Consider the following 25133-nt stretch of genomic DNA (forward strand, 5'->3'; position numbering starts at 1 on the left):
CGTGTCCGAGGCAGATATTCTTGAGCGCATCCGCGCCATCTTCAAAGAGAACTTCGCGATCGAGCCGGAACGCGTGACGCCCGAGGCGAACCTGTTCGAAGACCTCGATCTCGACAGCATCGACGCCGTCGACCTCGCGATCAAATTGCAGGAAATGACCGGCCGCCGCATCAAGCCGGAAGAGTTCAAGTCGGTGCGCACGGTCGGCGATGTGATCGGCGCGGTCGAATCGCTGCTGGCGGCGCAGGGCTGATGCCATCCGTGCGCTCGCGCATGCAAGCGGCGGTCAGTCCGCCCGGAGAGGCCACGCCCGGCACTGAGCGCAGCTGGACCAAGACTGTCGTTCAGGTCGTGCTGAAGCTCGCGTATCCCGCGCTGATTCTGTGCGCGTGGCGTTGGGACACGCCCCGCGTTGTCGGCTGCATGCTGTTCGCTATTTTGTGGCTGCAACGCTGGGCGGGCAGCGGCGCGGTCGCGACGTCGCTGCGGCGGCTCTCTGCAATCGATTGGGCGGTGGCCTTGTTGCTGAGCTGCGCATCGGCGGCGATCGTGCTGACCAATAGCGAGCTGCTGTTGCGCCTCTATCCGTCGCTCGTCAATCTCGGGCTATTGATCGCGTTCGGCGCGACGCTTGTGCGCGGCCCGTCGATGATCGAAAAATTCGCCCGGCTGGGCAATCCGGATCTGCCGCCGGCCGCCGTGCGTCATACGTGCCGCGTGACGCAGGTGTGGTGCATGTTCTTCGTGCTGAACGGCGCGTTTTCCGCTTACACCGCTTTGTACTGGAGCCGCGCGAACTGGTCGCTCTACAACGGCGCGATCGCATACGGGCTGGTCGGCCTGCTGCTGGTGGCCGAAGTAATCTGGCGTTATCTGGTGGTGCTGCCGCGAGCCGCGCGTTCGGAGGCCGCATGATCGCGTTGCACGATCTGCTGTCGGCAACGCATGGCACGGCGGCCGCTCATGCTCCTGCGCTGTCGGCAACACATGGCACGGCGGCCGCTCATGCTCCTGTGAATGCGCCGGTATGCCGCGACGGCGGCACGGTGCTCGACCGCGTCGCGTTTCGCGCGCGCGTGTCGAGCCTGGTAGCGTGCTTGCGCGAGCAGGACGTGAAACGTTACGCGCTGTGCATCGACGATCCGTTCGATTTCGCCTGCACGCTGTTCGCGTTGTTCGCGTGCGGCAAGGAGCCGGTGATTCCGGCGAATGCGACCCCCGGCTATCTTGCCGATCTCGCCGATGCCTACGACGCCGTGCTGACCGATGCGGACCTGCCTGCGTTCGTGCCGGCGCCGGCCGAAGCGCAAACAATCACCGATCACGCCATCGATCCGCAGGCCCCGTTGACGCTCTACACATCGGGCAGCAGCGGCACCCCCAAGCCGATCCGCAAGACGCTCGCGCAATTCGACGCCGAAGTGCATACGCTCGAAAAGCAGTGGGGCGCCCTGATCGGCGACGCGACGATGCTCGCAAGCGTGCCGCATCACCATATCTACGGTTTGCTGTTTCGCGTGTTGTGGCCGCTCGCCGCCGGCCGCGCGTTCGACCGCGCAATCAGCATCGAGCCGCTGCATTTGCAAACGCAAATCGCGCAATGCGGCGCGGCGGCGATCGTTTCGACGCCCGCGCAATTGTCGCGCTGGCCGGCGTTGCCCGGCTTTGCCGCGTTGACGCCGGCGCCGCACGCGTTCTTCTCATCCGGCGGCCCGCTCGCACTGGAAGCCGCACAGGAATACGCCGCCGCCTACGGCGCCGCGCCGCTCGAAATCTACGGCAGCACGGAAACCGGCGGCATCGCGTGGCGCCGCCAGGATCAGACCGATGCATGGCAACCGGTGGCGGGCATCGAAGTGCGCCGCGACGAAGACGGTGCACTCAACGTTCGCTCGCCCCATCTCGACCACCGCGGCTGGCATCGTACCGACGACAAGATCGCCTTCGATGCCGATGGCCGCTTCCGCCTGCAGGGCCGGCTCGATCGCGTGCTCAAGCTCGACGGCAAGCGCGTGTCGCTGCCGGAACTCGAAGCGCGTCTCGCGCTGCATCCGTATGTCGCGCAAGCGGCGATCGCGCCGTTGGAAGGCGCGTCGCGCGAGCGCGTCGGCGCGGTGGTCGCGCTGACTGAAGCGGGTAGCGAGGCATTGCGCGGCGAGGGCCGCGTGCTGCTCGCGCACACCTTGCGCCGCCATCTGTCCGCCTATTTCGATGCGGTGGTGCTGCCGCGCCATTGGCGCTTTCGCATCACGTTGCCGTTCGATGCGCGCGGCAAGCTGCCGGTGGCGGTCGTCGCCGCCGCTTTCGACGCCCGTGCGGACGGCGTCGAAGTGCTCGCCGAAGCGCGCTCTGCCGACTCGCTGCATTACGAACTGCGCGTGCCGCCGACGCTCGTGCATTTCGCCGGCCATTTTCCCGGCCTGCCGATTCTGCCGGGCGTCGTGCAGGTCGACTGGGCGATGCGTCTGGCCGCCGAACATGTGCCGGCCGTGCGCCAGCTTGCGTCGATCGACCGGCTCAAGTTCATGGCGCCGGTGCCGCCGGGCGCGCTGCTGAATCTGACGCTCGCGCACGATGCCGCACGTCGGCGCGTGCAGTTCGCGTATCGGCTGGCCGGACGCGAATGCGCGTCCGGTGTGATCGTGTATCGGGAGCCCGCGTGATGAGCTTCGTCCCGTGCATCGTCATTCCGATCTACAACCACAAAGAGGCGATCGGCGCGACCGTCGCCAATCTGGCGGTGCACGGTCTGCCGCTCGTCGTCGTCGATGACGGCAGCGACGCGGCGACCCAGCAGGTGCTCGCCGCGCTCGCCGAACACTACGCAGGCCAGCTCACGCTGCTGCGCTTGCCGGTCAACGGCGGCAAAGGCGCGGCGGTGATGGCGGGTCTGCGGGCGGCGCGCAAAGCGGGCTACACGCACGCGCTGCAGATCGACGCCGACGGCCAGCACGACGCCACCGACGTGCCGCGTTTCATTGCCGCTGCGCAAGCCGAACCGGGCGCGGTGATCCTGGGCCGTCCGGTCTACGACGACAGCGTGCCGAAGTCGCGCCTCTACGGCCGTTATCTGACGCATGTGTGGGTGTGGATCGAAACGCTCTCGCCGACGATCCGCGATTCGATGTGCGGCTTCCGTCTGTATTCGCTCGCGCTGGTCTGCGAGCTGATCGACAACGTGCGATTGCCGACGCGGATGGACTTCGACATCGAGATTCTCGTGCGTCTCCATTGGCGGCGCGTGGCGTTCCGCTCGATCCCCACACGTGTTACCTACGCCGCCGACGGCTTATCGCATTTCGACGTGCTGTGGGACAACGTGCGTATCAGCCGCAGTCATACGCGGCTCGTGTTCGGCATGCTGTGGCGTCTGCCGATGCTGCTCGCGCACAAAGCGATGCCGCGGCGTTCGTCCGTTTGCGCGTCAACTGCAGGCGAGCAGGACGCGCAGCATTGGTGGCGTATCGCCGAGCGCGGCAGTCACCTGGGCATGTCCTTGCTCGCGCTCAGCTGCAAGCTCTTCGGCCGGCGTTTTACCGCACTGTGGCTGCATCCGGTCGTCGCATATTTTCTGCTGACGGGACGCGCCGCGCGCGAAGCGTCGAGCAACTACTTCACGCATCTCAGCCGCGCCGCGCCGCAGGAGCGCACGCCGCGTCCGGGATGGCTGTCGGCGTATCGGCACATGCTGGCGTTCGCGCAATCCGGCTTCGACAAGCTGGCTGCATGGTCCGGCCGTGTCAGCAACGCGGACGTCCAGTTCGACGATCCGTCGGCCTTCGAAGCGCTGGTCGCGAGCGGCAAGGGCGCGCTCGTGATCGGCGCGCATCTCGGCAATCTGGAGATGACTCGCGCGCTCGCCGCGCAAGGCGCGCACGCGAAGGTCACGGCGGTCGTCTACACGGAACACGCGCGGCGCTTCAATAGCGTGCTGGCGTCGGCGAACAGCGAGTTCGCGCGGCATCTGCTCGAAGTCAGCGACTTCGGGCCGCAGACCGCGATGATGATGCAGGAGCGCGTCGATGCGGGCGAGTTGCTGGTGATCGTCGGCGACCGCGTGCCCGCGCACGAAACGGGCCGCACGACCGAAGCGCAATTTCTCGGCTCGGCCGCGCCGTTCGCGCAGGGCCCGTATGTGCTCGCGCACGCGCTGGGCTGCCCGGTCTATCTGTTCTTCTGCCTGAAAGAGCGCGACGGCTATCACCTTTATTTCGAGCCGTTCGCCGAGCGCATCGAGTTGCCGCGCCGCGAGCGCGCGCAGCATCTGGCGGCGTGGGCGCAGCGTTATGCGGCGCGTCTCGAACACTATTGCCGTAAGGCACCTTATCAATGGTTCAACTTTTTCGATTTCTGGGCCAGCCCCAAGCGAGGCGCGAATGGCCGAACATGATCTGATCGACGACGCAAATGTGAACGCACAGGCTGCTCGAGCGGCGCAAGCGGCTCAAGCGGCGCCGGTGGCGCAGGTGGTGATCGGCGGCCGCAAGCTGACGATCGAAGAGGTCGTCGCGATCGCTCAGCATCGCGCGCCGGTTGCGTTGAGCGCCGATCCGGCGTGGCGCGGGCGCATCGAACGCGGCGCGAATTTCCTGCGGCGGCATCTCGCGGCGGGCGCGACCGTGTATGGCGTCAACACCGGTTACGGCGACGCTTGTGTGGTCGACGTGCCGATGGAACTGGTCGAAGCATTGCCGCTGCAACTGACGCGCTATCACGGCTGCGGCATGGGCGCCTATCTCGACGACGCGCAGACGCTTGCAGTGATCGCCGCGCGCCTCAACTCGCTGGCCTATGGTTTTTCCGGCGTGCGTACCGTGTTGCTCGAACGGCTGGCCGATCTGATCAACCATCGCGTGTTGCCGCGCATTCCGTCTGAAGGATCGGTCGGCGCGAGCGGCGATCTGACGCCGCTCTCGTATGTCGCCGCTGCATTGGCGGGCGAGCGTGACGTCGTGTTCGAAGGTTGCTTGCGCGACGCGCGCGAAGTGTGGACCGAACTCGGCCACGTCCCGTTGACGCTCGCGCCGAAAGAAGGCCTCGCGCTGATGAACGGCACGGCGGTGATGACGGGCCTCGCGTGTCTCGCGTTCGCGCGAGCCGATCATTTGACGCGGCTGACGGCGCGCCTCACGGCGCTCTCGACTGTCGCGCTCGACGGCCGCGCCGCGCACTTCGACGCGATGCTCTTCGAAGTGAAGCCGCACGCGGGCCAGGCCGAAGCCGCCGCATGGATTCGCGCCGATCTGGCAGGACGCGACGATACGCCGGGACATCGCTTGCAGGACCGGTATTCGATTCGCTGTGCGCCGCATGTGATCGGCGTCGCGCGCGATGCTTTGTCGTGGGTGCGCCGCGATGTCGAGAACGAACTGAACAGCGCCAACGACAACCCGCTGATCGACCCGGACAACGAACGCGTGCTGCACGGCGGCAACTTCTACGGCGGCCACATCGCGTTCGCGATGGACGCGCTGAAGGTGGCCGTCGCCAATCTCGCCGATCTGATGGACCGGCAACTCGCGCTGCTGGTCGACGTGAACTTCAACAACGGCTTGCCGCGCAATCTGTCGGGCGCCGCGCCGGCGCGTGCCGCGATCAATCACGGCTTCAAGGCGGTGCAGATTTCGTCGTCCGCATGGACGGCCGAAGCGTTGAAGAACACGATGCCCGCCAGCGTGTTTTCGCGTTCGACCGAAGCGCACAATCAGGACAAAGTGAGCATGGGCACGATCGCCGCGCGCGACTGTTTGCGCGTGCTGGAGTTGACCGAACAGGTCGCCGCCGCGCACACGCTGGCAACGGTGCAGGCCGCACGCTTGCGCTTGAGGATCGACAGCGCGACGCCGATCCCCGCGCCGCTGCAACGGTTCATCGATAGCGTGACGGCACAATCGCCGTTCGTCGATGAAGACCGCGCTTTGGAACATGAACTGCGTGCGTTGACCGCGCGCATCGCCGCTTGCGAGTTGCTGGACGACTATCGCGGAGGCGCGAACGCATGACCGAATCCCGCAAAGTGCTCACGGCGAGCGCGACGGTCGAAGTGCCGTTTCACGATGTCGATGCGATGAACGTGTGCTGGCACGGCCACTATCTGAAGTACTTCGAGATCGGCCGCGCCGCGCTGCTGCGCACGTTCGACTACGACTATCGCGAGATGCAGGCCTCAGGCTATCTGTGGCCGGTCGTCGAGGCGCATCTGAAGTATGTACGGCCGGCCACCTACGGTCAGCAGATCGAAGTGCGCACGCAACTGCTCGAACACGAAAACCGCCTGAAAATAGGCTATGAAATCGTCGACTGCGCATCCGGCGCGCGGCTGACGAAAGGTTACACGATTCAGGTCGCCGTCGATGCCGCGACGCAGGAATTGCAGTTCGTGTCGCCGCCCGTCGTCTTCGACAAACTGGAGCGCGCATGGGCACGATGAAGTTCCGCGGCATGGTGGCGGGCGTGTTGTTCACGCTAAACGCGACGGCGGCCATACCCGCATTGGCGGCGGCTGCCACGCCTGAGGCAGGCAACCCCGCCCTGGTCTCGCAGATCGCCTCGCATCTCGCGCAAGCGAAGGGCGTTCGCGCGCAATTCACGCAGACACAAACGCTCGCCGCGATGAAGCAGCCGCTCGTCAGCACCGGCTCGCTGCTGTTCTTTCGCGAGCGCGGCGTGATCTGGCAGATCGACACGCCATACAAAGCCACTTACGTGATCACCGATGCAGGCGTCGCCGAAGTGAACGCCAACGGCCAGCGTGTGACGGCACACAGCGCGCAAGGCACCCGCGGCGTCGCGCAGGTGTCGAAGATGATGCGCGCGATGCTCGGCGGCGATCTGTCGGCGCTGTACTCGCAATTCGACGTGCAAGCCGAAGGCAGCGCCGCGCAATGGCGCATGCAGCTCACGCCGAACCAGCCGCAACTCGCGCAATCGATCAAAGGTTTGCAGATGAACGGCGGAGACTATCTGCAAAGCCTGCGCATCACGCTGGCGAACGGCGACGTCACGAAGCTCGACTTCGCGAAAAGCGCGGCGCTCACCGAGCCGACGCCCGCCGAGCGCACTTTGCTCGGGGCGCCGTAATGCAGATGCTGCAACGGCGGTCCGCGAAACAGGCGTGGGGCATGCGCGCCGCGTGGCTGCTGCTCGCGCTCGTCGCGGCGCTGTACTGCGGCTGGCGTTTCGCCGGGCCGTCGCCGTTGCAGACCAATCTGCTCGCGTTGTTGCCTGCTACTGAAGCGGACCCGGTCGCCGAAAAAGCGGTCGATACGCTGGCCAGCGCGCTCGGCGACCGCACGGTATTTCTCGTCACCAGCCACGACGACGCGCACGCGAAAGCGGCGGCCAGACAACTCGGCGCGTCATTGCGGAAGAGCGGGGCGTTCGGCTCGGTGACGGCGGAATTGCCGCCGTTCGACCTGTCGCAGATTGCCGCGTTGTACATGCCGTATCGCTTCGGCCTGCTGACGCCTGCGGACCGCGCGGCGCTGGCTGGCGGTTCGGCCACGTCATTGCACGACGCCCCGCAGGAAGTCCCCTTGGGGGACGCCCTCGCTCAACGCATCTACAGCCCTTTGCGTGGCGGCCTGACCACGCCGCTCGCCGACGATCCGTTCGGCTGGCTCGAGCACTGGCTCGCGGACCTGCCGCTGGCAACCTCGAATCTCGAACTCGAAGACAACCTGCTGGTTGCGCATCGCGGCGCGGCCACCAGCGTGCTGATTGTCGCAACGCTGCCGGGCTCCGCGTACGAATCGAAGACGCAACACGCCGTGCTCGATGCGCTCGCACACAGCGAGAGCGCGTTGAAACAGTCGTTCCCCGACGTGTCGGTCGCACGAACCGGCGCGGTGTTCTATGCGGAATCGGCGCGCAGCGCGTCCGAGCGTGAGGTGCATCTGATCGGCGTCGCGTCACTGTGCGGGATCGCGCTGCTGATGCTGTGGGTGTTCCGCTCGCCGCGTCTGCTCGTGCTCGGCTTCGTTTCGACGGCGCTCGGCATCGTCTGCGCGCTGGCCGTGACGATGCTGGTGTTCGGCAAGCTGCATCTGTTGACGCTGGTGTTCGGCGCGAGCCTGATCGGCGAAGCGGTCGACTATTCGATTCAGTACTTCGTCGTCTATCTGGGCGGCGGGCGCGATTGGGATGCGCGCCGCGGCGCCCGCGCAGTGCGTCCGGCGTTGACCGTGGCGCTCGCCACCAGCCTGCTTGGTTACGCGATCCTGACCTGGGTGCCGTTTCCCGCGCTCAAGCAGATCGCGTGCTTCGCGATGGTCGGCATTGTGACCGCGTTCGCCTCCGTGCTGTGGCTGTTGCCGGCGCTGCTCCCGGGTGCGCCCAAGCGTGGTCCGCGGCGCCTGTTCGCCGGGGCCTCGCGTTTGCTCACGGTGTGGCATCGGACGATTGGCGGCAAGCGTGCGTGGTTCGTGGCGGCGCTGTTGCTGATCGTCGCGATTCCGGGCTGGTTGCGGCTCACAAGCGATGACGATATTCATTTGCTGATCCAGCGCGATCCGTCACTGGTCGCGCAGGAAAACAAGGTGCGCGACGCGGTCGGCGTCGATAACAGCGCGCAGTTTTTTGTCGTGCGCGGTGAGACGCCGGAACTCGTGCTGGAACGCGTCGAAGCGCTGGGCGCGAAACTGGACGCGTTGAACGGCACCGCGAACAAGGTTGGCAGCTATCAGTCGGTCGCTCAATTCGTGCCGTCCGCGAAGCAGCAGAATGAAGACCGCGCGTTGCTCGCGCAGCATGTATTCAACGATCCGGCGGCGTTGCGCGCAACGCTGCTTCAGGCCGGCTTCAAAGACGAAGTCGCCGACGCGTGGCTCGCCGCCTATGCAAAGCCGCAGCCGCTGCTGACGGTCGATAAGTGGCTCGCCGCACCGTGGTCGCAACCCTACAGGCATCTGTGGCTGGGCGAAGTCGATGCGGCCGCGAGAGCTTACGCCGCCGTCGTGATTCCGCAAGGCGTGACGCCGCAAAACGAACCGGCGCTGATCGCCGCGGCGCACGCGCTGCCTGGTGTCGCTTTTGTCGACAAGGCCGCGAGCGTGTCGAAGCTGTTCGGCGCGTATCGCGTGGATAGCGGCTGGTGGCTCGGCGGTGCGTTGGCGCTGGTGCTGATATTGCTGATGCTGCGTTACGCCCCGAAGGAAGTCCCCCGCCCCGAAGGAAGTCCACTTGGGGGATTGGGGGACCGCGTGCGCGGCGGCGTCGCCGTGACGCTGCCGGTGCTGCTCGCGGTCGGCGTCACACTGGCGGTATTCGGCTACGCTCACGTGCCGCTCAATCTTTTCAACTGGCTCGCGCTAATGCTGGTGCTCGGCGTCGGCGCAAACTATGCCGTGTTCCTGCGTGAAGGCTGTTTGCGCACGGACGCCGATCTCGGCGCGGTGTGGACCGGCGTGCTGCTGTCGGCGGCGACCACGCTGCTGTCGTTCGGCATGCTCAGCATGAGCGCGATGCCCGCGCTGAAGAGCTTCGGCGCCACGCTTGCGCTCGGCATTGCGGTGTCGGTGCTGCTCGCGCCGATCGGCATGCCATCGGAATCAAGGAGGGCCGCATGAACGCGCCACCCGTTTATTTGCACGCGCTCGGCATGATCAACGCGCTCGGCGGCGATCTCGATGCGATCGTTCCCGCGCTGGCCTCAGCGCGCGCGCCTGGCATGGCGCATGCGCATACCGGCATCGGCGAGGCGTTTGTCGGCAGCGTGTTCGCACCGCTGGATCTCGCGCCGCCGGCTTCGCTCGCACGTTACGATTGCCGCAACAACCGGCTGCTGCTCGCCGCCCTCGCGCAGATCGCACCCTCGATCGAAGCGGCGCGCGAGCGTTACGGCGCGCATCGAATCGGTGTGGTGCTCGGCACCAGCACGTCCGGCATCGAGGCGGCCGAGGCCGCATTCGTCTACCAGGCGCAGGCGGGCGACCTGCCGGCCAACTTCAATTACCGGCAGATGGAGATCGGCACCGCCGCGCCGTTCGCCGCCGCCGCGCTCGGTCTGCACGGTCCCGCGTACACGATCTCGACCGCTTGCACGTCGAGCGCGAAAGCCTTCGTGTCGGCGCGCCGGCTGCTGCAATTGCGACTCTGCGACGCCGTGGTGGTGGGCGGCGTCGACTCCCTGTGCGAGCTGACGGTGCAGGGTTTTGCGTCGCTCGAATCGACCAGCACGGTGCGCAGCAATCCGATGAGCCGCAACCGCTGCGGAATCAACGTCGGCGAAGGCGCCGCCGTGTTCCTGATGAGCCGGGACGAAGGCGCGGTGAGGCTGGCGGGCGCAGGGGAATCGAGCGACGCGCATCACATCTCCTCGCCGGATCCGCAAGGCATCGGCGGCGAACTCGCGTTGCGCGAGGCGCTGGCCGATGCGGGCGTCGCGCCTTCGGCGATCGGCTATGTGAATCTGCACGCCACCGCCACGCGCAAGAACGACGAGATGGAAGCGAATCTGATGGCGCGCGTGTTCGCCGACGGCGTCGCGACCAGCGGCACCAAGCCGCTGACCGGTCATCAACTCGGTGCGGCGGGGGCGACCGAACTCGGCTTCGCATGGCTGACGCTGGCGCATGAAAATGTCGCGTTGCCGCGTCATCTGTGGGACGGCGAAGCAGATCCGGCGTTGCCTGCGCTGGAGCTCGTCGAGAGCGAGCGGTTTTTGCCGCGCGGCGCAGGCGAGCAATATGTGATGAGCAATTCGTTTGCCTTCGGCGGCAGCAATGTCAGCCTGATCCTCGGCCGGTGACGCGCGCAATGACTCAGACGCTCCCTATCCACGATCTCGTGCGGCAACCGATCGACGCGATCCTGCCGCATCGCGGCACCATGTTGCTCATCGACGCGGTGAGCACGTTCAGCGATGAAGCGCTGAGCGCACTGGCCACCGTGCATGCCGACGCATGGTATGCGGACGCCGACGGCGCCATGCCCGCGTGGATCGGCATCGAGCTGATGGCGCAGGCGATCGCCGCGCATGTCGCGCTGCGGGCGATGCGCGCGGGCGGCGGCGCGCGTCCGGGCGTGCTGCTCGGCTCGCGCAGCTACAAGGCGCTCGTGCCGGCCTTCACGAGCGGCGCGCAATTGCGCATCGGCGTGACAGAATTGCTGCGCAGCGAAGAAGGCCACAGCGCCTACGAATGCACGATCCACCACGGCGACGTGAGTTGCGCCGAGGCGGTCGTCAAAGTGTTTCAACCACCCGATTTTCGGTCATTCATCGAGGGGAGTTTCAGTTCATGAGCCGGCGTGTTCTCGTTACCGGCGCAAGCCGCGGCATCGGCCGCGCGATTGCGTACAAGTTGGCCGCCGACGGTTTCGCGGTGTCCGTGCATTGCCGCACGGGCCGCAGCGAAGCCGAAGCGGTCGCGACGGGCATCGCCGCGCAAGGCGGCGCGGCGCGCGTACTGCAATTCGACGTGCGTGAGCGCGCGGTGTGCCGCGAAGTGCTCGAAGCGGATGTGGCCGCGAACGGCCCGTACTACGGCATCGTGTGCAGCGCGGGCGTGACCCGCGACGCCGCCTTCCCGGCGCTCACGGAAGAAGACTGGGACATCGTGATCGAAACCGGTCTCGACTCGTTCTACAACGTCGTCCATCCGCTGACTATGCCGATGGTGCGCGCGAAGAAGGGCGGGCGCATCGTCACGATCGCGTCGGTGTCGGGCGTGATGGGCAATCGCGGCCAGGTCAACTACAGTGCCGCGAAGGCCGGTCTGATCGGCGCGACCAAGGCGCTCGCCGTCGAACTGGCGACGCGCAACATCACCGTCAATTGCGTCGCGCCCGGCTTGATCGAAACCGGCATGCTCGACGACGTGCCGCTCGAACACGCACTAAGAACGGTGCCGATGAACCGCGTCGGCCAGCCTGCCGAAGTGGCGTCCGTGGTTAGCTTCCTGATGTCGGACGCGGCCTCGTACGTCACGCGCCAGGTGATCGGCGTCAACGGCGGGATGGTGTGATGAAACGCGTCGTCATTACCGGCATGGGCGGCGTCACGGCGTTCGGCGACCGCTGGGACGAAATCGAAGCGCGCTTGAAGAGCGGCGTGAACGCGGTGCGGCGCATGCCCGAATGGGATTATTTCGAGTCGCTGCATACGCGGCTCGCGTGCCCGTTGCCGGGCTTCACCACACCCGTGCATTATCCGCGCAAGAAAACCCGCTCGATGGGGCCGGTGTCGCTGTACGCGGTGCGCGCGAGCGAACTGGCGCTGGCCGACGCCGGTCTCGCCGAAGACGAGCGCATCAGAGACGGCCGCATGGGCGTGGCGTACGGTTCGTCGTCCGGATCGATCCAGCCGATTCGCGCGTTCGGCACGATGCTCGAAACCGGCTCGATGAGCGACGTCACGTCGAACAGCTACGTGCAGATGATGCCGCACACCGCGGCGGTCAACGTCAGCCTGTTCTGGGATCTGAAAGGGCGGATCATCCCGACCTCGTGTGCGTGCGCGTCGGGCAGCCAGGCGATCGGCTACGCGTTTGAGGCGATTCAGGCGGGCAAGCAGACGCTGATGCTGGCGGGCGGCGCGGAAGAATTGTCGGGCCCGGCGGTCGCCGTGTTCGATACGCTGTACGCGACCAGTACGCGCAACGACGAGCCGCATCTGACGCCGCGTCCGTTCGATGCCGCGCGCGACGGCCTCGTGATCGGCGAAGGCGCGGCTACGCTGGTGCTCGAAGAATACGAACACGCGATGGCGCGTGGCGCGCGGATTCACGCGGAGATCGTCGGCTTCGGCTGCAACTCGGACGGCGCGCACATGACGCAGCCGACCGCCGACACCATGGCGCTCGCCATGCAACTCGCGCTCAGCGATGCGCAACTAGCGCCGCAAGCGATCGCCTACGTGAACGCGCACGGCACCTCCACGGATCGCGGCGACATCGCCGAAAGCTATGCAACCGCGCGGGCCTTCGGCGAGCGCATGCCGATCAGTTCGCTGAAGAGCTATGTCGGCCATACGCTCGGCGCGTGCGGCGCGCTCGAAGCGTGGTGGACCATCGAGATGATGAAGCGCAACTGGTACGCGCCGACCTTGAATCTGACCGACGTCGATCCGGCTTGTGCGCCGCTCGACTATATCGTCGGCAGCGGACGCACGATCGACGCCGAACACGTGATGAGCAACAACTTCGCGTTCGGCGGCATCAATACGTCGCTGATTTTCAGGCGCATTCGATGAGCGTGGCGCTGCAACGCGTGGTCGTGACCGGCATGGGCATCGTGTCGTGTCTCGGCAATACGCTCGACGAAGTCTCCGCCGCGTTGCGCGCGGGGTGCTCGCGCATCGAGCGGATCGACGCGTGGCGCGAGCGCGGCTTTGCGAGCCAGGTGGCGGGCGTGGCGTCGGTGGTTGACGAGCCGCCGTTCGAGCGTAAGTTCGAACGTTTCATGGGCGATACGGCGCGCTTCGCGTGCCACGCGGCCCGCAAGGCGATCGACGACGCCGGGCTCGATCCGGCCGCGTTGCGCTCACCGCTGGCGGGCGCGGTGATCGGCTCGGGCGTCGGCTCGCTGGCGAGCTACGACGCGGCGCTCGCGATCGCCGCCGCGCGCGGCGCCGATAAAGTGCCGCCCTATGCGGTACCGCAGTCGATGAGCAGCACCGCTTCGGCGAATGTCGTGCAGTTGTTCGGGATCGAGGGCGCGAGCTATTCGCCGTCGTCCGCCTGTACGAGTTCGGCGCTCGCGATCGGCCAGGCCATGCAACTGATCCAGACCGGCCGCCAGCAGATCGTGCTGGCCGGCGGCAGCGAAGCGCTGCACGACAACATGACACTGCTGTTCGGCGCGATGGGCGCGCTGTCGCGCCGCTTCAACGACGCGCCGCAGCGTGCATCGCGTCCCTACGATACGGCGCGCGACGGCTTCGTGATCGCCTCGGGTGGCGGCGTGCTGCTGCTCGAATCGCTCGATCACGCGTTAGCGCGCGGCGCGCGCATTTACGCGGAGCTCACCGGTTTCGGCGACTGCACCGACGGCGCCGGCATGGTCACGCCGCACGCGGCCGGCATCGCGCGCGCGATGCGCGGCGCGGTGAAGGACGCAGGCAAGCGCCCTGATTACGTCAACACCCATGCGCCGTCCACGCCGCTTGGCGACGTCGAGGAACTGCATGCGTTGAGCGCGGTATTCGGCGGCGACGTGCCGCCGTTTTCTTCGATCAAAGGCCTGAGCGGTCATCCGCTGGGCGCGTGCGGCGCGCACGAGGCGATCTACACCCTGCTGATGATGCGCGACGGTTTCATCGCCGGGACAGCGGGTATCGAGACGCCGGATGCGAGCGTGGGTGAGATGCCGCTGGTGCGCGCGGCGCGCGACGCGCGCATCGACACGGCGATGTCGGTTTCATTCGGGTTCGGCGGCAGTTGCGCGAGCCTGATGTTCGACGCCTGGAAGGGCGTGTGAAGTCGCTATGAAGTCGCTATGAAGTCGCTACGAAGCGGCCACGAAGTGACCATGAAGTACCGTCAACTCTAAAGACAACAAGGGCAAGAACAATGAAAAAAAGTTTCGTACTGGTCGCGCTGGCGGCCGTGGTGCTGACGCAGGCGGGCTGCGCGACCCAAGTGAAGTCGCTGCCGCTCGAGGCGGCGGGCGCGCAGTCGACTGGCGGCGTCCCGGTGTATTTCGGTTCGCAGGCGCATCCGGCGGTAAGAAGCCAGTTGGGCGACGTGTCGTATTCGGTGCGGATCGCGCGCAAGGAGGCGGACGCCGACGAAGCGTGCCACCAGGCCCTCGCCGAAGCCGTGCAGAAACTGCGCAAAGCCGCGCAGGATCGCAACGCGAACGCGGTGATCGACGTGTCCACGCGCTTTCACAGCATCGAGACCGCTTCGCCGACCGACTTCACCTGCGGCGTGAGCGGCAGCGCCGCGGCGATCGCGGTGAAGGGGCAACTCGTCGTGCTCGAGAACAACTAAGGTGTCCGAGAGCGGCGCACGGCGCCGCTTATAACGTCTAGCCGGTCTTGATCGCCGCGACATTGACCAGCGTCTCGCGGCGCTTGCCGGGTTGCGGATGGGACAGGCCGATGCGTTCGAGCAGGCCGAAGTCTTTCGCGCGGCTCCACCAGAGATAGGGCAGCGAGACGTTGCGCGGGCCGAACCCGAAGCCGGCGCCGCGGATCATGTCGAGGTAGCCGTCCGCGCTTTTCTGCACCTGCATCGGGTGGCGGAACAGCAGGCGGATCACCCACGACTTGATGTACGCGTCGGTGGATTCGGCGAACAGCAGGATGCCGCCCGGTTTGAGCACGCGCCGAAACTCGGCGAGCGCGCGGTCCTGCTCGACGAGATGATGGAAGGTTTGATGGGAGAACACGATGTCGGCGCAGGCATCGGGCAGCGGCAGTTTCGCGCAGTCGGCGTGCAGCAGTTCGATATCGGCGACTCTATCGCGGCAGCCGTTGGCGGCCCCGGCGGCGAGCGCGAGCGACGGCTCGTGAAAATCGACGCCGACAATGCGGCGCGGCCTGAACGCATCGGCGAGCAGGCGGAACGAAATGCCTTGCCCGCAGCCCACGTCGACGATCACCGGCGCGCTGGGCAACGGCGTATCGATCAGGCGTTTGAGATCGTTGATGGCGACCCGCAGCACATGATGTTCCCAGGTATGGGTGCGCAGGAACCATACCCCGAATGCCGTTTCCGGCACGAACGGCACGCTGGATGTTTCGGATGGCGACACGCTGGCTTCCCCCGCAGATGTTGTTGTTTCTGCTGCGATGCGCGTCATTGTAATGGCAAGTAAGGCGGCGTAGTGCGCCGTCAAAAGCAGGCAAATGATCGAATGACCGAGGCAAACTTGAACAAGAATTCGTCTAAACGCATAACCGCTGACGTGGCGATTATCGGCGCCGGTCCGGCCGGCGCAGTCGCGGCGGCATTACTGCGCAAAGCGGGCCGCTCGGTGCTGGTGCTCGAACGCCAGCATTTCCCGCGCTTTTCGATCGGCGAGAGTTTGTTGCCGCAAAGCATGGCTTACCTCGAGGAGGCGGGCATGCTGCAAGCGGTGGTCGAGGCCGGTTTCCAGTACAAGAACGGCGCGCATTTCATCTACCGGGATCGATCGTCGGCGTTCGATTTCCGCGACAAGCATTCGGCGGGGTGGGGCACCACGTATCAGGTCGAGCGCGCGGTGTTCGACGATCTGCTGATTCGCTGCGCGGCGCAGCAGGGCGCCGATGTGCGCTTCGGCCACACGGTCCGCGCGATGCAGCCTGGCGAACCGGGCCGGCCGGACAAAAACCCGCTGCTCGACGTAATCGACGAAGCGCAGAACGCGTACGAAATCGAGGCGCGCTTCGTATTCGATGCGAGCGGTTTTGGCCGCGTGCTGCCGCGTTTGCTGAACCTCGAAGCGCCGACCGGAATGCCGACGCGCGCCGCGATTTTCACGCACGTGCGCGACGGCATTCCGGCGGGCGCGACCGATCGCAGCAAGATCTGCGTGGCCACGCATCCGGAGCGCCGCGACGTGTGGTTCTGGATGATTCCGCTGGCGGGCGGACGCTCGTCGGTGGGCTGTGTGGCTGAAGCGAGTTTTCTCGACGTGCCGGAAGTGGAGCGCGATGCGAAGCTGCGCGCTTTGATCCAGCAGGAACCCACGTTTGCCTCGTTGATCGGCAACGCGCCGTTTCTGATGCCGGTGCGCCATATCGGCGGTTACGCGGCGAACGTCGAGCGTTTGCACGGGCCGGGTTACGCGCTGCTGGGCAACGCGGGCGAGTTTCTCGATCCGGTGTTCTCTTCGGGTGTGACGATTGCGCTGCGCTCGGCGCATCTGGCTGTGCAGACGTTGAACCGGCAACTGGACGGCGAGCGGGTCGACTGGTCCGCTGCTTACGACGTGCCCTTGCGCAAGGGCATCGATACGTTCCGCGCGTTCGTCGAGCGCTGGTACACGGGCGAGTTGCAGGACATTATCTTCTATCCGGATCAGACGCCGTCGATCCGGCGGATGATCAGCGCGGTACTCGCCGGTTATGCGTGGGACGAGACGAATCCGTATGTCGCCGATCCGATCAGGCGGCTGAATGCGCTGCATGAGGTTTGCATGCAGCAGTGATCGAGCTGAACGGATAACCCAAAAAAACGGCGCTTCGATTGCGAAGCGCCGTTTTTTATCCGCTGCCTGAATCGAATCAAGCTCGGATCAAGCTCGGATCAAGCCGCGATCTTCGTCGCACGCGGCGCAGGCTGACGCCCGCCGTCGCGACGATGCACGCGCTTGCCCGCCGCATACGTTTCGTAGATCGCGCGATCGTCGCCGAGCAGCGCGAACGCGAACAGCAATTCTTCGAGCGACTCGGTGCGCGCGGCGCGACGTGCGAGCAGCGGCGTCGCTTGCGGATCGAGCACGACGAAGTCCGCTTCCGACTTCGGCTTCAACGTGCCGACCTTGTCCGCGAGATCGAGCGCCTCGGCCGCGCCGGCGGTGGCGAGATAGAACATGCGCGTGGCCGTCAGATGATGGCCGGTCAGACGCGCGACCTTGTGCGCTTCGTTCATCGTTTGCAGCATCGAGAACGAGGTGCCGCCGCCCACGTCGGTCGCGAGCCCGATCGGCATGCCGGCTTCATCGGCCTTGCCGAAATCGAACAGACCGCTGCCGAGGAACAGGTTCGAGGTCGGGCAGTGCGACGCAACCGTGCCGGTTTGCGCCATGCGCTTGCGGTCTTCCTCGTCGAGGTGGATGCAATGGCCGTACACCGCGCGGCGGCGCAGCAGGCCGTAGTGATCGTAGATGTCCAGATAGCTGCGGTGGCCGGGGAACAGATCGGCGACCCATTTCACTTCGTCGGTGTTTTCGGCGACGTGGCTCTGGATGAAGATGTCCGGATGCCTGGCCGCCAGCACGCTGCACGCTTCGAGTTGCGCTTCGGTGGAAGTCGGCGCGAAACGCGGCGTGAGCGCATACATCTGGCGTCCGCGGTTGTGCCAGCGGCCGATCAGCTCGGCGCTGTCGTCATAGCCCGATTGCGCGGTGTCGCGCAGAAACTCGGGGCAGTTGCGGTCCATCAGCACCTTGCCGGCCACCATGCGCAGATTGCGCGTCTCGCTTTCGGTGAAGAGCGCATCGGCCGAATCCTTATGCACCGTGCAATACACGAGCGCGGTGGTCGTGCCGCAAGCCAGCAATTCGTCGACGAAAAAGCTCGCCGTGTCGCGCGCGTAGGCCGGATCGCCGAAGCGGCGCTCGGTCGGGAACGTGTACGTATCGAGCCAAGGCAGCAGCCCCGGCGCCGGCGACGCGATCATGTCGGTCTGCGGATAGTGGATGTGCGTATCGATGAAGCCCGGCACGATCAGCTTGTCGCGCATGTCCTGCAGCTGGGTGCCGGGCGCGAGCTGCGCGGCGAGCGCCGCATAGGCACCCGCCGCGACCACATGGCCGTCTTCGACGATCAGCAGGCCGTCTTCGTCGAAGACCGCCGCATTGGACGATTGCGCGGGATCGCCGTTGAAGGTCAGCAGTTGTGCGCGGTAAGCCGATTGAGTCATGGAAAAACCGTCTCCGAATGTGAAAAGCTAAACAGCGCGGACGGCGGCCCGATCCAGGCTCTCCTGTCGCTTGCGAGCCCGTGCCGCCGCCGGCTGCCAAACATCGGCCCGTCAGTGCGGACCGCTTTGATGCCAGTGCGCGTCGAGCTTCGCGATCAGTTCGCTGCGTTGCTCGGGCGTGACGAACGACGCTTCGAAGCTGTTGCGGATGATCGTGTAGACCTCGGCATCGTTGAGCTTCAACGCGTCGATGGTGGCGAAATAGTTGGCGTTCACGTAGCCGCCGAAGTAGGCCGGGTCGTCGGAGTTCACCGTGACGGCGACGCCGCGATCGAGCAGGTCCTTCAGCGTGTGCCTGGTCATGTCGTCGAACACGCAGAGCTTCAGGTTCGACAGCGGACACACGGTCAGCGCGACGCGCGTGTCGGCGAGGCGCGTGACCAGCGCCGGATCTTCGATGCTGCGCACGCCGTGATCGACGCGGTCCACTTTCAGCAGATCGAGCGCTTCGTAGATATACGACGGCGGACCTTCCTCGCCCGCGTGCGCGACCAGCTTCAGACCGAGCGCGCGCGCCCTGGCGAACACGCGCTCGAACTTCGAAGGCGGATGGCCGCGCTCCGACGAATCCAGCCCGACGCCGATCAGGCGATGCTTGTACTGCTCGAAGAGCGGCAACGCTTCTTCGAACGTGGCGAGCGCGTCTTCCTCGGACAGGTGGCGCAGGAAACACAGAATCAGCTTGCTCGTCATGCCGCGCTGTTCGGCGTCGGCCAGTGCGCGTTCGATGCCCGCCACGACGGTTGCGATCGGCACACCGCGTTCGGTGTGCGTCTGCGGGTCGAAGAAGATTTCGCTGTGAATCACGTTATCGGCGAGGCATCGTTCGACATACGCCATCGTCATGTCGTAGAAGTCCTGCTCGTGCAGCAGCACGCTCGCGCCGGCGTAATAGATGTCGAGGAACGATTGCAGATCGGTGAACGCATAGGCTGCGCGCAATGCTTCGATCGAGTCGTAGGCGAGCTTCACACCGTTGCGTTCGGCGAGCGCGAAGATCAATTCGGGTTCGAGCGAGCCTTCGATATGGATATGCAACTCGGCCTTCGGTGCGCGCGCGGTTTTCTCGGCGAGTGACGCAGCGGTAGTGGTAGTGGTAGCGGTAGCGGTAGTGGTGTTCATGGGCCATTCTTCCAGGGTTCGTTGGAGTCGTTTGCGCCGGAATGCAATGAGCGTTGCGTGAGGCGGTCAGGTCATCGGGCTATCAGGCCGTCTGCGACGCATGATGCGTGCCCGCGTTCGCCTCGACGGCCTGCAACACTTGCGCAGCCGCGGAGATCGCGATGATTTCCGGCGACTTGTCGACGATGCCGTCCACGCCGAGCGGGCACTTCATCCGCGCGATCTGCGACGGATCGATGCCGCGCGCGGCGAGCCGATGCTCGAACTGCTTGCGCTTGCTGTGCGAACCAATCATGCCGAAGAACGCGAAGTCGCCGCGCCGCAAGATGCGTTCGGCCAACTCGAGATCGAGCGCATGGTTGTGCGTCATCACGATGAAGTACGTGTTCGGCGTGGCCTGGTCGATCGCTTCGTCGGGGGCGTCGTTCGGATCGATCTGCACGTTCGGCGCATGCAGCGTGTCCGCGGGCGGAAACTGCGCGTCGCGTTCATCGACCCAGCGCACGCGGCAGGGCAGCGTGGCGAGCACGCGAACCAGCGCCGCGCCCACGTGACCCGCGCCGAACAGCACGACCGCGAAGTCGCCTGGCGCGATGGTCTCGGTGAGCAGCGCGCCGCTGTCGTCGAAGCCGGCGCCGTCCCACAACAGGCAGTCGGCGGCATCGACGCCCGGCTCGGGGTCGGACAGCATCACCACATCCGGTGCGGGGCCGAATGATACGCTACGCACCGTCGAAAGACCCGCGGCCACGCGTTTCGCGAGCGACGTGATCCAGCCGAGGTCGCCGATGTCGAGGCGCTCGAACGCGAGAATCACCGCGCCGCCACAGCATTGACCGAGACTGGGCCCGAGCGCGAAGCGTTCGAGGCGGCGCATATGCGGCGAGCGCATGCCGTCGCGCAGCACCTGGCGAGCGGTCTCGATGGCTTTCCATTCGAGGTGTCCGCCGCCAATCGTGTGCTTGGCCGAATCGCGCGTGACGATCATCTTGGTGCCGGCTTCGCGGGGCGCCGAACCCTCGACGCGCGCGACCGTCACCAGCACGGCGGCGTCGCCGTGTGCGAGCAGTTGTTGCAGATCGGGTAGCCAGGCTTGCATCCGGCAGTTCTCCATGCGTGGCCGTGCGGGGTGTCCGTGCGGCCGGTTGAGTGTGGTCTGAAGCGTTCGTGCCGCGTCAGGCCTTCGCTTTGTCTGCTTTGCTAACGTGCTTGACGGCGTGCTTAAGCGGTTGTGTCGGTGATGACCGGTTCGGTTGCCGTTGCGGTTAGCGTGGGCGCTTGCAATGCGTCCAGCGCATCGAGAATCGCCTCAGGCGTGGCGGGTGCGCGCAGCGGCGGCGCATTGTCCGCGCCGGGCACCGCGGCCGCAACCGCGTCGCGAATCGCGAGGAACACCGAGAACGGCAGCAGCAACGGCGGCTCACCGACCGCCTTCGAGCGGAACACGGTCGGCTCGGCGTTCTGATTGCGATACAGCCGCACATGGAACGCGGCGGGCGTATCGCTCACAGCAGGAATCTTGTACGTCGACGGCGCGTGCGTCATCAGGCGGCCATCGCGATTCCACCACAGTTCTTCGGTGGTGAGCCAGCCCATGCCCTGAATGAAACCGCCTTCCACCTGGCCGATGTCGATCGCCGGATTGATCGACTGGCCGGCGTCGTGCAGCATGTCCGCGCGCACCAGTTTCCATTCGCCGGTCAACGTGTCGACCACGACTTCCGACACCGCCGCGCCATAGGCAAAGTAATAAAACGGGTGACCGGTCAGCGTTTTCGCGTCCCAATGCACTTTCGGCGTCGTGTAGAAACCATCGGACCACAGCTGCACGCGCGCCAGATACGCGGCGCCGACCAGTTGCTCGAACGGCATCGCCCCGCCGTTCACCGACACTTCGCCGTTGGCGAATTCCACGGCGTCCGCGGTGCCGCCGAGCTGCTTCGCGGCCAGTTCGGCGAGGCGTCCGCGAATCGTTCGGGCGGCAGCTTCAGCGGCTTTGCCGTTCAGGTCGCTGCCGGTCGAGGCGGCGGTCGCCGAGGTATTGGCGACCTTCGACGTATCGGTCGCCGTCACGCGCACGCGCGCGAGCGGCAAACCGAGTTCGCTCGCCACCACTTGCGCGACCTTTGTGTTGAGCCCCTGGCCCATCTCGGTGCCGCCGTGATTGACGAGCACCGAGCCGTCCTTGTACACATGCACCAGCGCGCCGGCCTGATTCAGAAACGGCACGTTGAACGAGATGCCGAACTTCACCGGCGAGAACGCGATGCCGCGTTTGAGCACCGGACTCTTCGCGTTGAAGGCGGCCAGCGCCGCGCGGCGTGCGCGGTAGTCGCTGGAGGCCAGCAGGTCATCGGTCAGCGGCGCGATGATGTTGTCTTCGACGCGTTGTCCGTACGGCGTCGTATCGCGTTCGCCGATACCGTAGTAATTGGCGAGCCGCACGTCGAGCGGATCGCATTTCAATTGACGCGCAATGCTGTCGAGCATCACTTCCATCACCAGCGCGCCTTGCGGACCGCCGAAACCGCGGAACGCGGTGTTCGATTGCGTATTGGTCTTGCAGCACAGCGCGACGATATCGACGTCAGACAGGTAGTACGCGTTGTCGAAGTGGCAGACGGCGCGCGTGGCCACCGCGCCGGACAGATCGGCGGAATAGCCCGCACGCAAAGCGATTTCGACGCGCGCGCCGAGAATGCGGCCGCTGTCGTCGAAGCCGGCTTCGTATTCGTAGACCGCGTCGTGCCGCTTGCCGGTGATCATGAAATCGTCGTCGCGGTCGGCGCGCAGTTTGACCGGACGGCGCAGCAGTTTCGCCGCCAGCGCGGCGACACATGCGAACAGCGCCGATTGCGATTCCTTGCCGCCGAAGCCGCCGCCCATGCGCCGGCATTCGCATACGACGTTGTGCGCCGGCCAGCCGAGCATATGCGCGACCACCTGCTGCATTTCGCTCGGATGCTGCGTCGAACTGTAGACGAGCATGCCGTCCATCTCTTTGGGCACCGCGTAGGCGACCTGGCCCTCGAGATAGAACTGCTCCTGACCGCCCACTTCGAACGTGCCGCTGATCTTATGCGGCGCGGCGGCGATTTTCGCGTCGGGCTCGCCGCGTTTCAGATGCAGTGGCGGCAGCACGAACTGTTTCGCGGCCTTCGCTTCGCCAGGCGTGAGGATCGCTTCGAGCGGCTCGTAGCGGATTACGTCGTCGCTCTTTGCGAGCGCGGCGGCGCGGCGTGCAAGGTCATGCGTTTCGGCGATCACCGCGAACACCGGCTGACCGAGATACAGCACTTCGTCGACGGCGAGAATCGGGTCGTCGTGCAGCACCGGGCCGCAGTTGTTCTCGCCGGGAATGTCCGCGGCGCTCAGCACGGCGATCACGCCCGGCGCGTTTCTCACCGCCTCCAGATCGATCGAGACGATCCGTGCGTGCGCATGGCGCGACAGCCCGAGCGCCGCGTGCAGCGTGCCTTGCAGTTCGGGGACGTCGTCGGTGTAGGTGGCCTCGCCGCTCACGTGCAGCGCGGCGGATTCATGCGGCAGCGGCGCGCCGACCGCCGTCTCGCGGTCATGAACGGCTGGGTGCTGTTCAACCCGCTTTTCCGCATGTTCGACGAAAGCATCGGTCCGGTTCATCACGACGGCTCCTTCGCGACGGTCGCGTCCGGTGCGCCGGCTTCGAACGCGAACGCATTCACGTCGAAGAGGGCGAGCGGCGCGTCGTCGCGCGTTTCGAGGTAGAAGCGCCACAGCAGGTTGCGCGCTACCTTCAGTCGATAGGCGCTCGAGGCGCGCATGTCGGTGAGCGGCTGGTAATCGGCGACGAGTGCGTTCATCGCTTGCCGCGCGGTGCTTTCGTCCCACGTCGCGCCGTTCAGCACGGCTTCGGTTTGCGCGGCCCGCCTGGGCGTGGCGGCCATACCGCCGAACGCGACGCGCGCTTGCCTGATCGCGCCGTTTTCGCCGATATGCAGCGCGAACGCGGCGCACACCGCGGAGATGTCCTGATCGTAGCGCTTCGACACCTTGTACGTGCGAAAGCGCAGATCGCGCGGCGGACGCGGCACGCGCAGCGCGGCGACGAATTCGCCGGCCGCGAGGGCGCTCTTCTGATAGCCGAGGTAGAACGCGTCGAGCGGCAGCGTGCGGGTTTTCGGGCCGTGCCGCAGCACGACTTCGGCGCCGAGCGCGAGCAGTGCGGGCATCGAATCGCCGATCGGCGAGCCGTTCGCGACATTGCCGCCGAGCGTGCCGGTATTGCGGATCGGCAGCGAGGCGAAGCGCGTCCACAGTTCGGCCATCTCCGGGTAGTCGACGGCGAGCGCCGCGTAGGCGTCTTCGAGCGTGACGGCGGCGCCGATCGTCAGCGTCTGCGCGTCGCGCTCGATCGTCTTCAATTCGGCGACGTTGCCGATATACAGCATGTCGCCGAGATCGCGGAACTGCTTGGTGACCCACAGGCCGACGTCGGTGCTGCCCGCCAGCAGGCGCGCGTGAGGATGCGCGGCGCGCAGCCTGGCGAACGCCTCGAGCGTGAGCGGCGCGCGGAAGGTGGGCGTGCCGAAGGCGGCGCCGCGCGTGTCGGGCGCGCTGTATTCGAAAGTGTCGCGGCGCTGGATTCCGCGCAGTTTTTCGACGACGGCTGCCCGGTCCAGCGCGACGCGCGGGTATTGCGAATAGTCGAACATCTTCTGCGCCGCCTCGACGATCGGCCGGTAGCCGGTGCAGCGGCACAGATTGCCGGATAAGGCGGCGTTGATTGCGTCGCGGGTGGGCAGGCCCGCGGCGGCCGGCTGGTTTTCGTACAGCGCCCACATCGACATCACGAAGCCGGGCGTGCAGAAGCCGCATTGCGAGCCGTGACAATCGACCATGGCCTGTTGCACGGGGTGAAGGGCGCCGTCGGCGGCGCGCAGGTCTTCGACGGTGAAGAGGGCTTTGCCGTCGAGTGTCGGCAGGAACTGGATGCACGCGTTGACCGCTTTCAGCGCGAGGCCGCCTTGCCCGTCGAGTTCGCCGACCACGACGGTGCAGGCGCCGCAGTCGCCTTCCGCACAGCCTTCCTTGGTGCCGGTGCAATGCAAATCCTCGCGCAGGTGCTGGAGCACGGTGCGCGACGCAGGCACGTCCGCGACTTCACGGACGGCCCCCTGATGGTAAAAACGGATGGTTTGCGTTGTCATGGCGAATCCGAAAGACATTGCGGACCGGGCGCGCGTTACGCATGGGGTCGTGCCAAAACCGGCCTCGCGCACGTAGATCGCCATCCATGTTCGAAGATATCACCACCTTGTCCCGAAAATATTTCCCATGTCGCATGAAGCTTATTCGGAAGCGGTCATGAGATAAGTACGATTCGTGCGAAGCCGGGAAGTTGCGTGAGGCGGGGACGGAGGCTGCACAGCCTTGCGGGGCGGGGCGCAGTAGGGGAAG

21 protein-coding genes are annotated in these 25133 nt (G+C 65.9%); 15 read left to right on the forward strand and 6 right to left on the reverse strand.

Going from position 1 to position 25133, the window contains the following annotated elements; genetic code table 11:
- The first annotated feature begins 1 nt into the window (after position 1).
- The 14 genes from AC3WLT_RS03960 (at position 2) to AC3WLT_RS04025 (ending at position 14930) form a co-directional block, all read left to right on the forward strand.
- Complete coding sequence (locus AC3WLT_RS03960; RefSeq protein WP_115098760.1) at positions 2 to 253, forward strand: acyl carrier protein; 252 nt, start codon at positions 2 to 4, stop codon at positions 251 to 253.
- Positions 253 to 915: a COG4648 family protein gene (locus AC3WLT_RS03965; protein WP_492590612.1), complete on the forward strand. Its 663-nt coding sequence runs from the start codon at positions 253 to 255 to the stop codon at positions 913 to 915. Before AC3WLT_RS03960 ends, AC3WLT_RS03965 begins: the two co-directional genes overlap by 1 nt.
- Positions 912 to 2663, forward strand: a complete 1752-nt coding sequence (locus AC3WLT_RS03970) for an ApeI family dehydratase (RefSeq protein ID WP_492590613.1) — start codon at positions 912 to 914, stop codon at positions 2661 to 2663. Before AC3WLT_RS03965 ends, AC3WLT_RS03970 begins: the two co-directional genes overlap by 4 nt.
- Entirely contained in the window at positions 2663 to 4390 is a 1728-nt protein-coding gene (locus AC3WLT_RS03975; RefSeq protein ID WP_492590614.1) for a glycosyltransferase family 2 protein, read from the forward strand. The genes AC3WLT_RS03970 and AC3WLT_RS03975 overlap by 1 nt, the downstream gene beginning before the upstream one ends.
- Positions 4377 to 6002: an HAL/PAL/TAL family ammonia-lyase gene (locus AC3WLT_RS03980; RefSeq protein WP_492590615.1), complete on the forward strand. Its 1626-nt coding sequence runs from the start codon at positions 4377 to 4379 to the stop codon at positions 6000 to 6002. Before AC3WLT_RS03975 ends, AC3WLT_RS03980 begins: the two co-directional genes overlap by 14 nt.
- Complete coding sequence (locus tag AC3WLT_RS03985) at positions 5999 to 6430, forward strand: acyl-CoA thioesterase (protein ID WP_492590616.1); 432 nt, start codon at positions 5999 to 6001, stop codon at positions 6428 to 6430. The genes AC3WLT_RS03980 and AC3WLT_RS03985 overlap by 4 nt, the downstream gene beginning before the upstream one ends.
- A complete protein-coding gene (locus AC3WLT_RS03990; protein ID WP_492590617.1) occupies positions 6418 to 7080 on the forward strand; it encodes a LolA family protein in 663 nt (220 codons plus the stop codon). Before AC3WLT_RS03985 ends, AC3WLT_RS03990 begins: the two co-directional genes overlap by 13 nt.
- A complete protein-coding gene (locus AC3WLT_RS03995) occupies positions 7080 to 9566 on the forward strand; it encodes an MMPL family transporter (RefSeq protein WP_492590618.1) in 2487 nt (828 codons plus the stop codon). The genes AC3WLT_RS03990 and AC3WLT_RS03995 overlap by 1 nt, the downstream gene beginning before the upstream one ends.
- Positions 9563 to 10747, forward strand: coding sequence for a beta-ketoacyl-[acyl-carrier-protein] synthase family protein (locus tag AC3WLT_RS04000; protein WP_492590619.1), 1185 nt, complete (start codon positions 9563 to 9565; stop codon positions 10745 to 10747). The genes AC3WLT_RS03995 and AC3WLT_RS04000 overlap by 4 nt, the downstream gene beginning before the upstream one ends.
- 8 nt (positions 10748 to 10755) lie before the next feature.
- Positions 10756 to 11241 (forward strand): hotdog family protein, encoded by a 486-nt coding sequence (locus tag AC3WLT_RS04005; protein ID WP_492590620.1) that lies wholly within the window; start codon positions 10756 to 10758, stop codon positions 11239 to 11241.
- A complete protein-coding gene (locus AC3WLT_RS04010; protein WP_492590621.1) occupies positions 11238 to 11963 on the forward strand; it encodes a 3-ketoacyl-ACP reductase FabG2 in 726 nt (241 codons plus the stop codon). Before AC3WLT_RS04005 ends, AC3WLT_RS04010 begins: the two co-directional genes overlap by 4 nt.
- The gene (locus AC3WLT_RS04015; RefSeq protein WP_492590622.1) at positions 11963 to 13189 is read left to right on the forward strand and encodes a beta-ketoacyl-ACP synthase; all 1227 of its coding nucleotides are present in this window, start codon (positions 11963 to 11965) and stop codon (positions 13187 to 13189) included. Before AC3WLT_RS04010 ends, AC3WLT_RS04015 begins: the two co-directional genes overlap by 1 nt.
- Entirely contained in the window at positions 13186 to 14415 is a 1230-nt protein-coding gene (locus tag AC3WLT_RS04020; protein WP_492590623.1) for a beta-ketoacyl-[acyl-carrier-protein] synthase family protein, read from the forward strand. Before AC3WLT_RS04015 ends, AC3WLT_RS04020 begins: the two co-directional genes overlap by 4 nt.
- Before the next feature lie 92 nt (positions 14416 to 14507).
- Positions 14508 to 14930 carry a signal peptidase gene (locus AC3WLT_RS04025; RefSeq protein WP_492590624.1) on the forward strand — a complete coding sequence of 141 codons (423 nt, stop codon included), beginning with the start codon at positions 14508 to 14510 and terminating at the stop codon, positions 14928 to 14930.
- Positions 14931 to 14967: 37 nt separating this feature from the next.
- On the opposite strand, the gene AC3WLT_RS04030 is transcribed toward AC3WLT_RS04025, so the two are convergent.
- Positions 14968 to 15696 (reverse strand): class I SAM-dependent methyltransferase, encoded by a 729-nt coding sequence (locus AC3WLT_RS04030; RefSeq protein WP_492590625.1) that lies wholly within the window; start codon positions 15694 to 15696, stop codon positions 14968 to 14970.
- A 102-nt stretch (positions 15697 to 15798) separates the two neighbouring features.
- On the opposite strand from AC3WLT_RS04030, the gene AC3WLT_RS04035 reads away from it, so the two are divergent.
- The gene (locus AC3WLT_RS04035) at positions 15799 to 17076 is read left to right on the forward strand and encodes an NAD(P)/FAD-dependent oxidoreductase (RefSeq protein ID WP_492590626.1); all 1278 of its coding nucleotides are present in this window, start codon (positions 15799 to 15801) and stop codon (positions 17074 to 17076) included.
- Positions 17077 to 17174: 98 nt separating this feature from the next.
- Here the strand turns inward: AC3WLT_RS04035 and guaD are convergent, their stop codons facing one another.
- The 5 genes from guaD to xdhA all read right to left on the reverse strand — a co-directional run bounded on the left by guaD (position 17175) and on the right by xdhA (position 24883).
- Positions 17175 to 18512: a guanine deaminase gene (gene guaD, locus AC3WLT_RS04040; RefSeq protein ID WP_492590627.1), complete on the reverse strand. Its 1338-nt coding sequence runs from the start codon at positions 18510 to 18512 to the stop codon at positions 17175 to 17177.
- Positions 18513 to 18623: 111 nt separating this feature from the next.
- The gene (locus AC3WLT_RS04045; protein ID WP_492590628.1) at positions 18624 to 19694 is read right to left on the reverse strand and encodes an adenosine deaminase; all 1071 of its coding nucleotides are present in this window, start codon (positions 19692 to 19694) and stop codon (positions 18624 to 18626) included.
- 82 nt (positions 19695 to 19776) lie between these two features.
- Positions 19777 to 20793 (reverse strand): xanthine dehydrogenase accessory protein XdhC, encoded by a 1017-nt coding sequence (xdhC, locus tag AC3WLT_RS04050; protein ID WP_492590629.1) that lies wholly within the window; start codon positions 20791 to 20793, stop codon positions 19777 to 19779.
- Between the two features lie 122 nt (positions 20794 to 20915).
- Positions 20916 to 23336: a xanthine dehydrogenase molybdopterin binding subunit gene (gene xdhB / locus AC3WLT_RS04055; protein ID WP_492590630.1), complete on the reverse strand. Its 2421-nt coding sequence runs from the start codon at positions 23334 to 23336 to the stop codon at positions 20916 to 20918.
- Complete coding sequence (gene xdhA / locus AC3WLT_RS04060) at positions 23336 to 24883, reverse strand: xanthine dehydrogenase small subunit (protein ID WP_492590631.1); 1548 nt, start codon at positions 24881 to 24883, stop codon at positions 23336 to 23338. Before xdhA ends, xdhB begins: the two co-directional genes overlap by 1 nt.
- Between the last annotated feature and the right edge of the window lie 250 nt (positions 24884 to 25133).

This window comes from Paraburkholderia sp. FW306-2-2C-D06C, assembly GCF_058781505.1.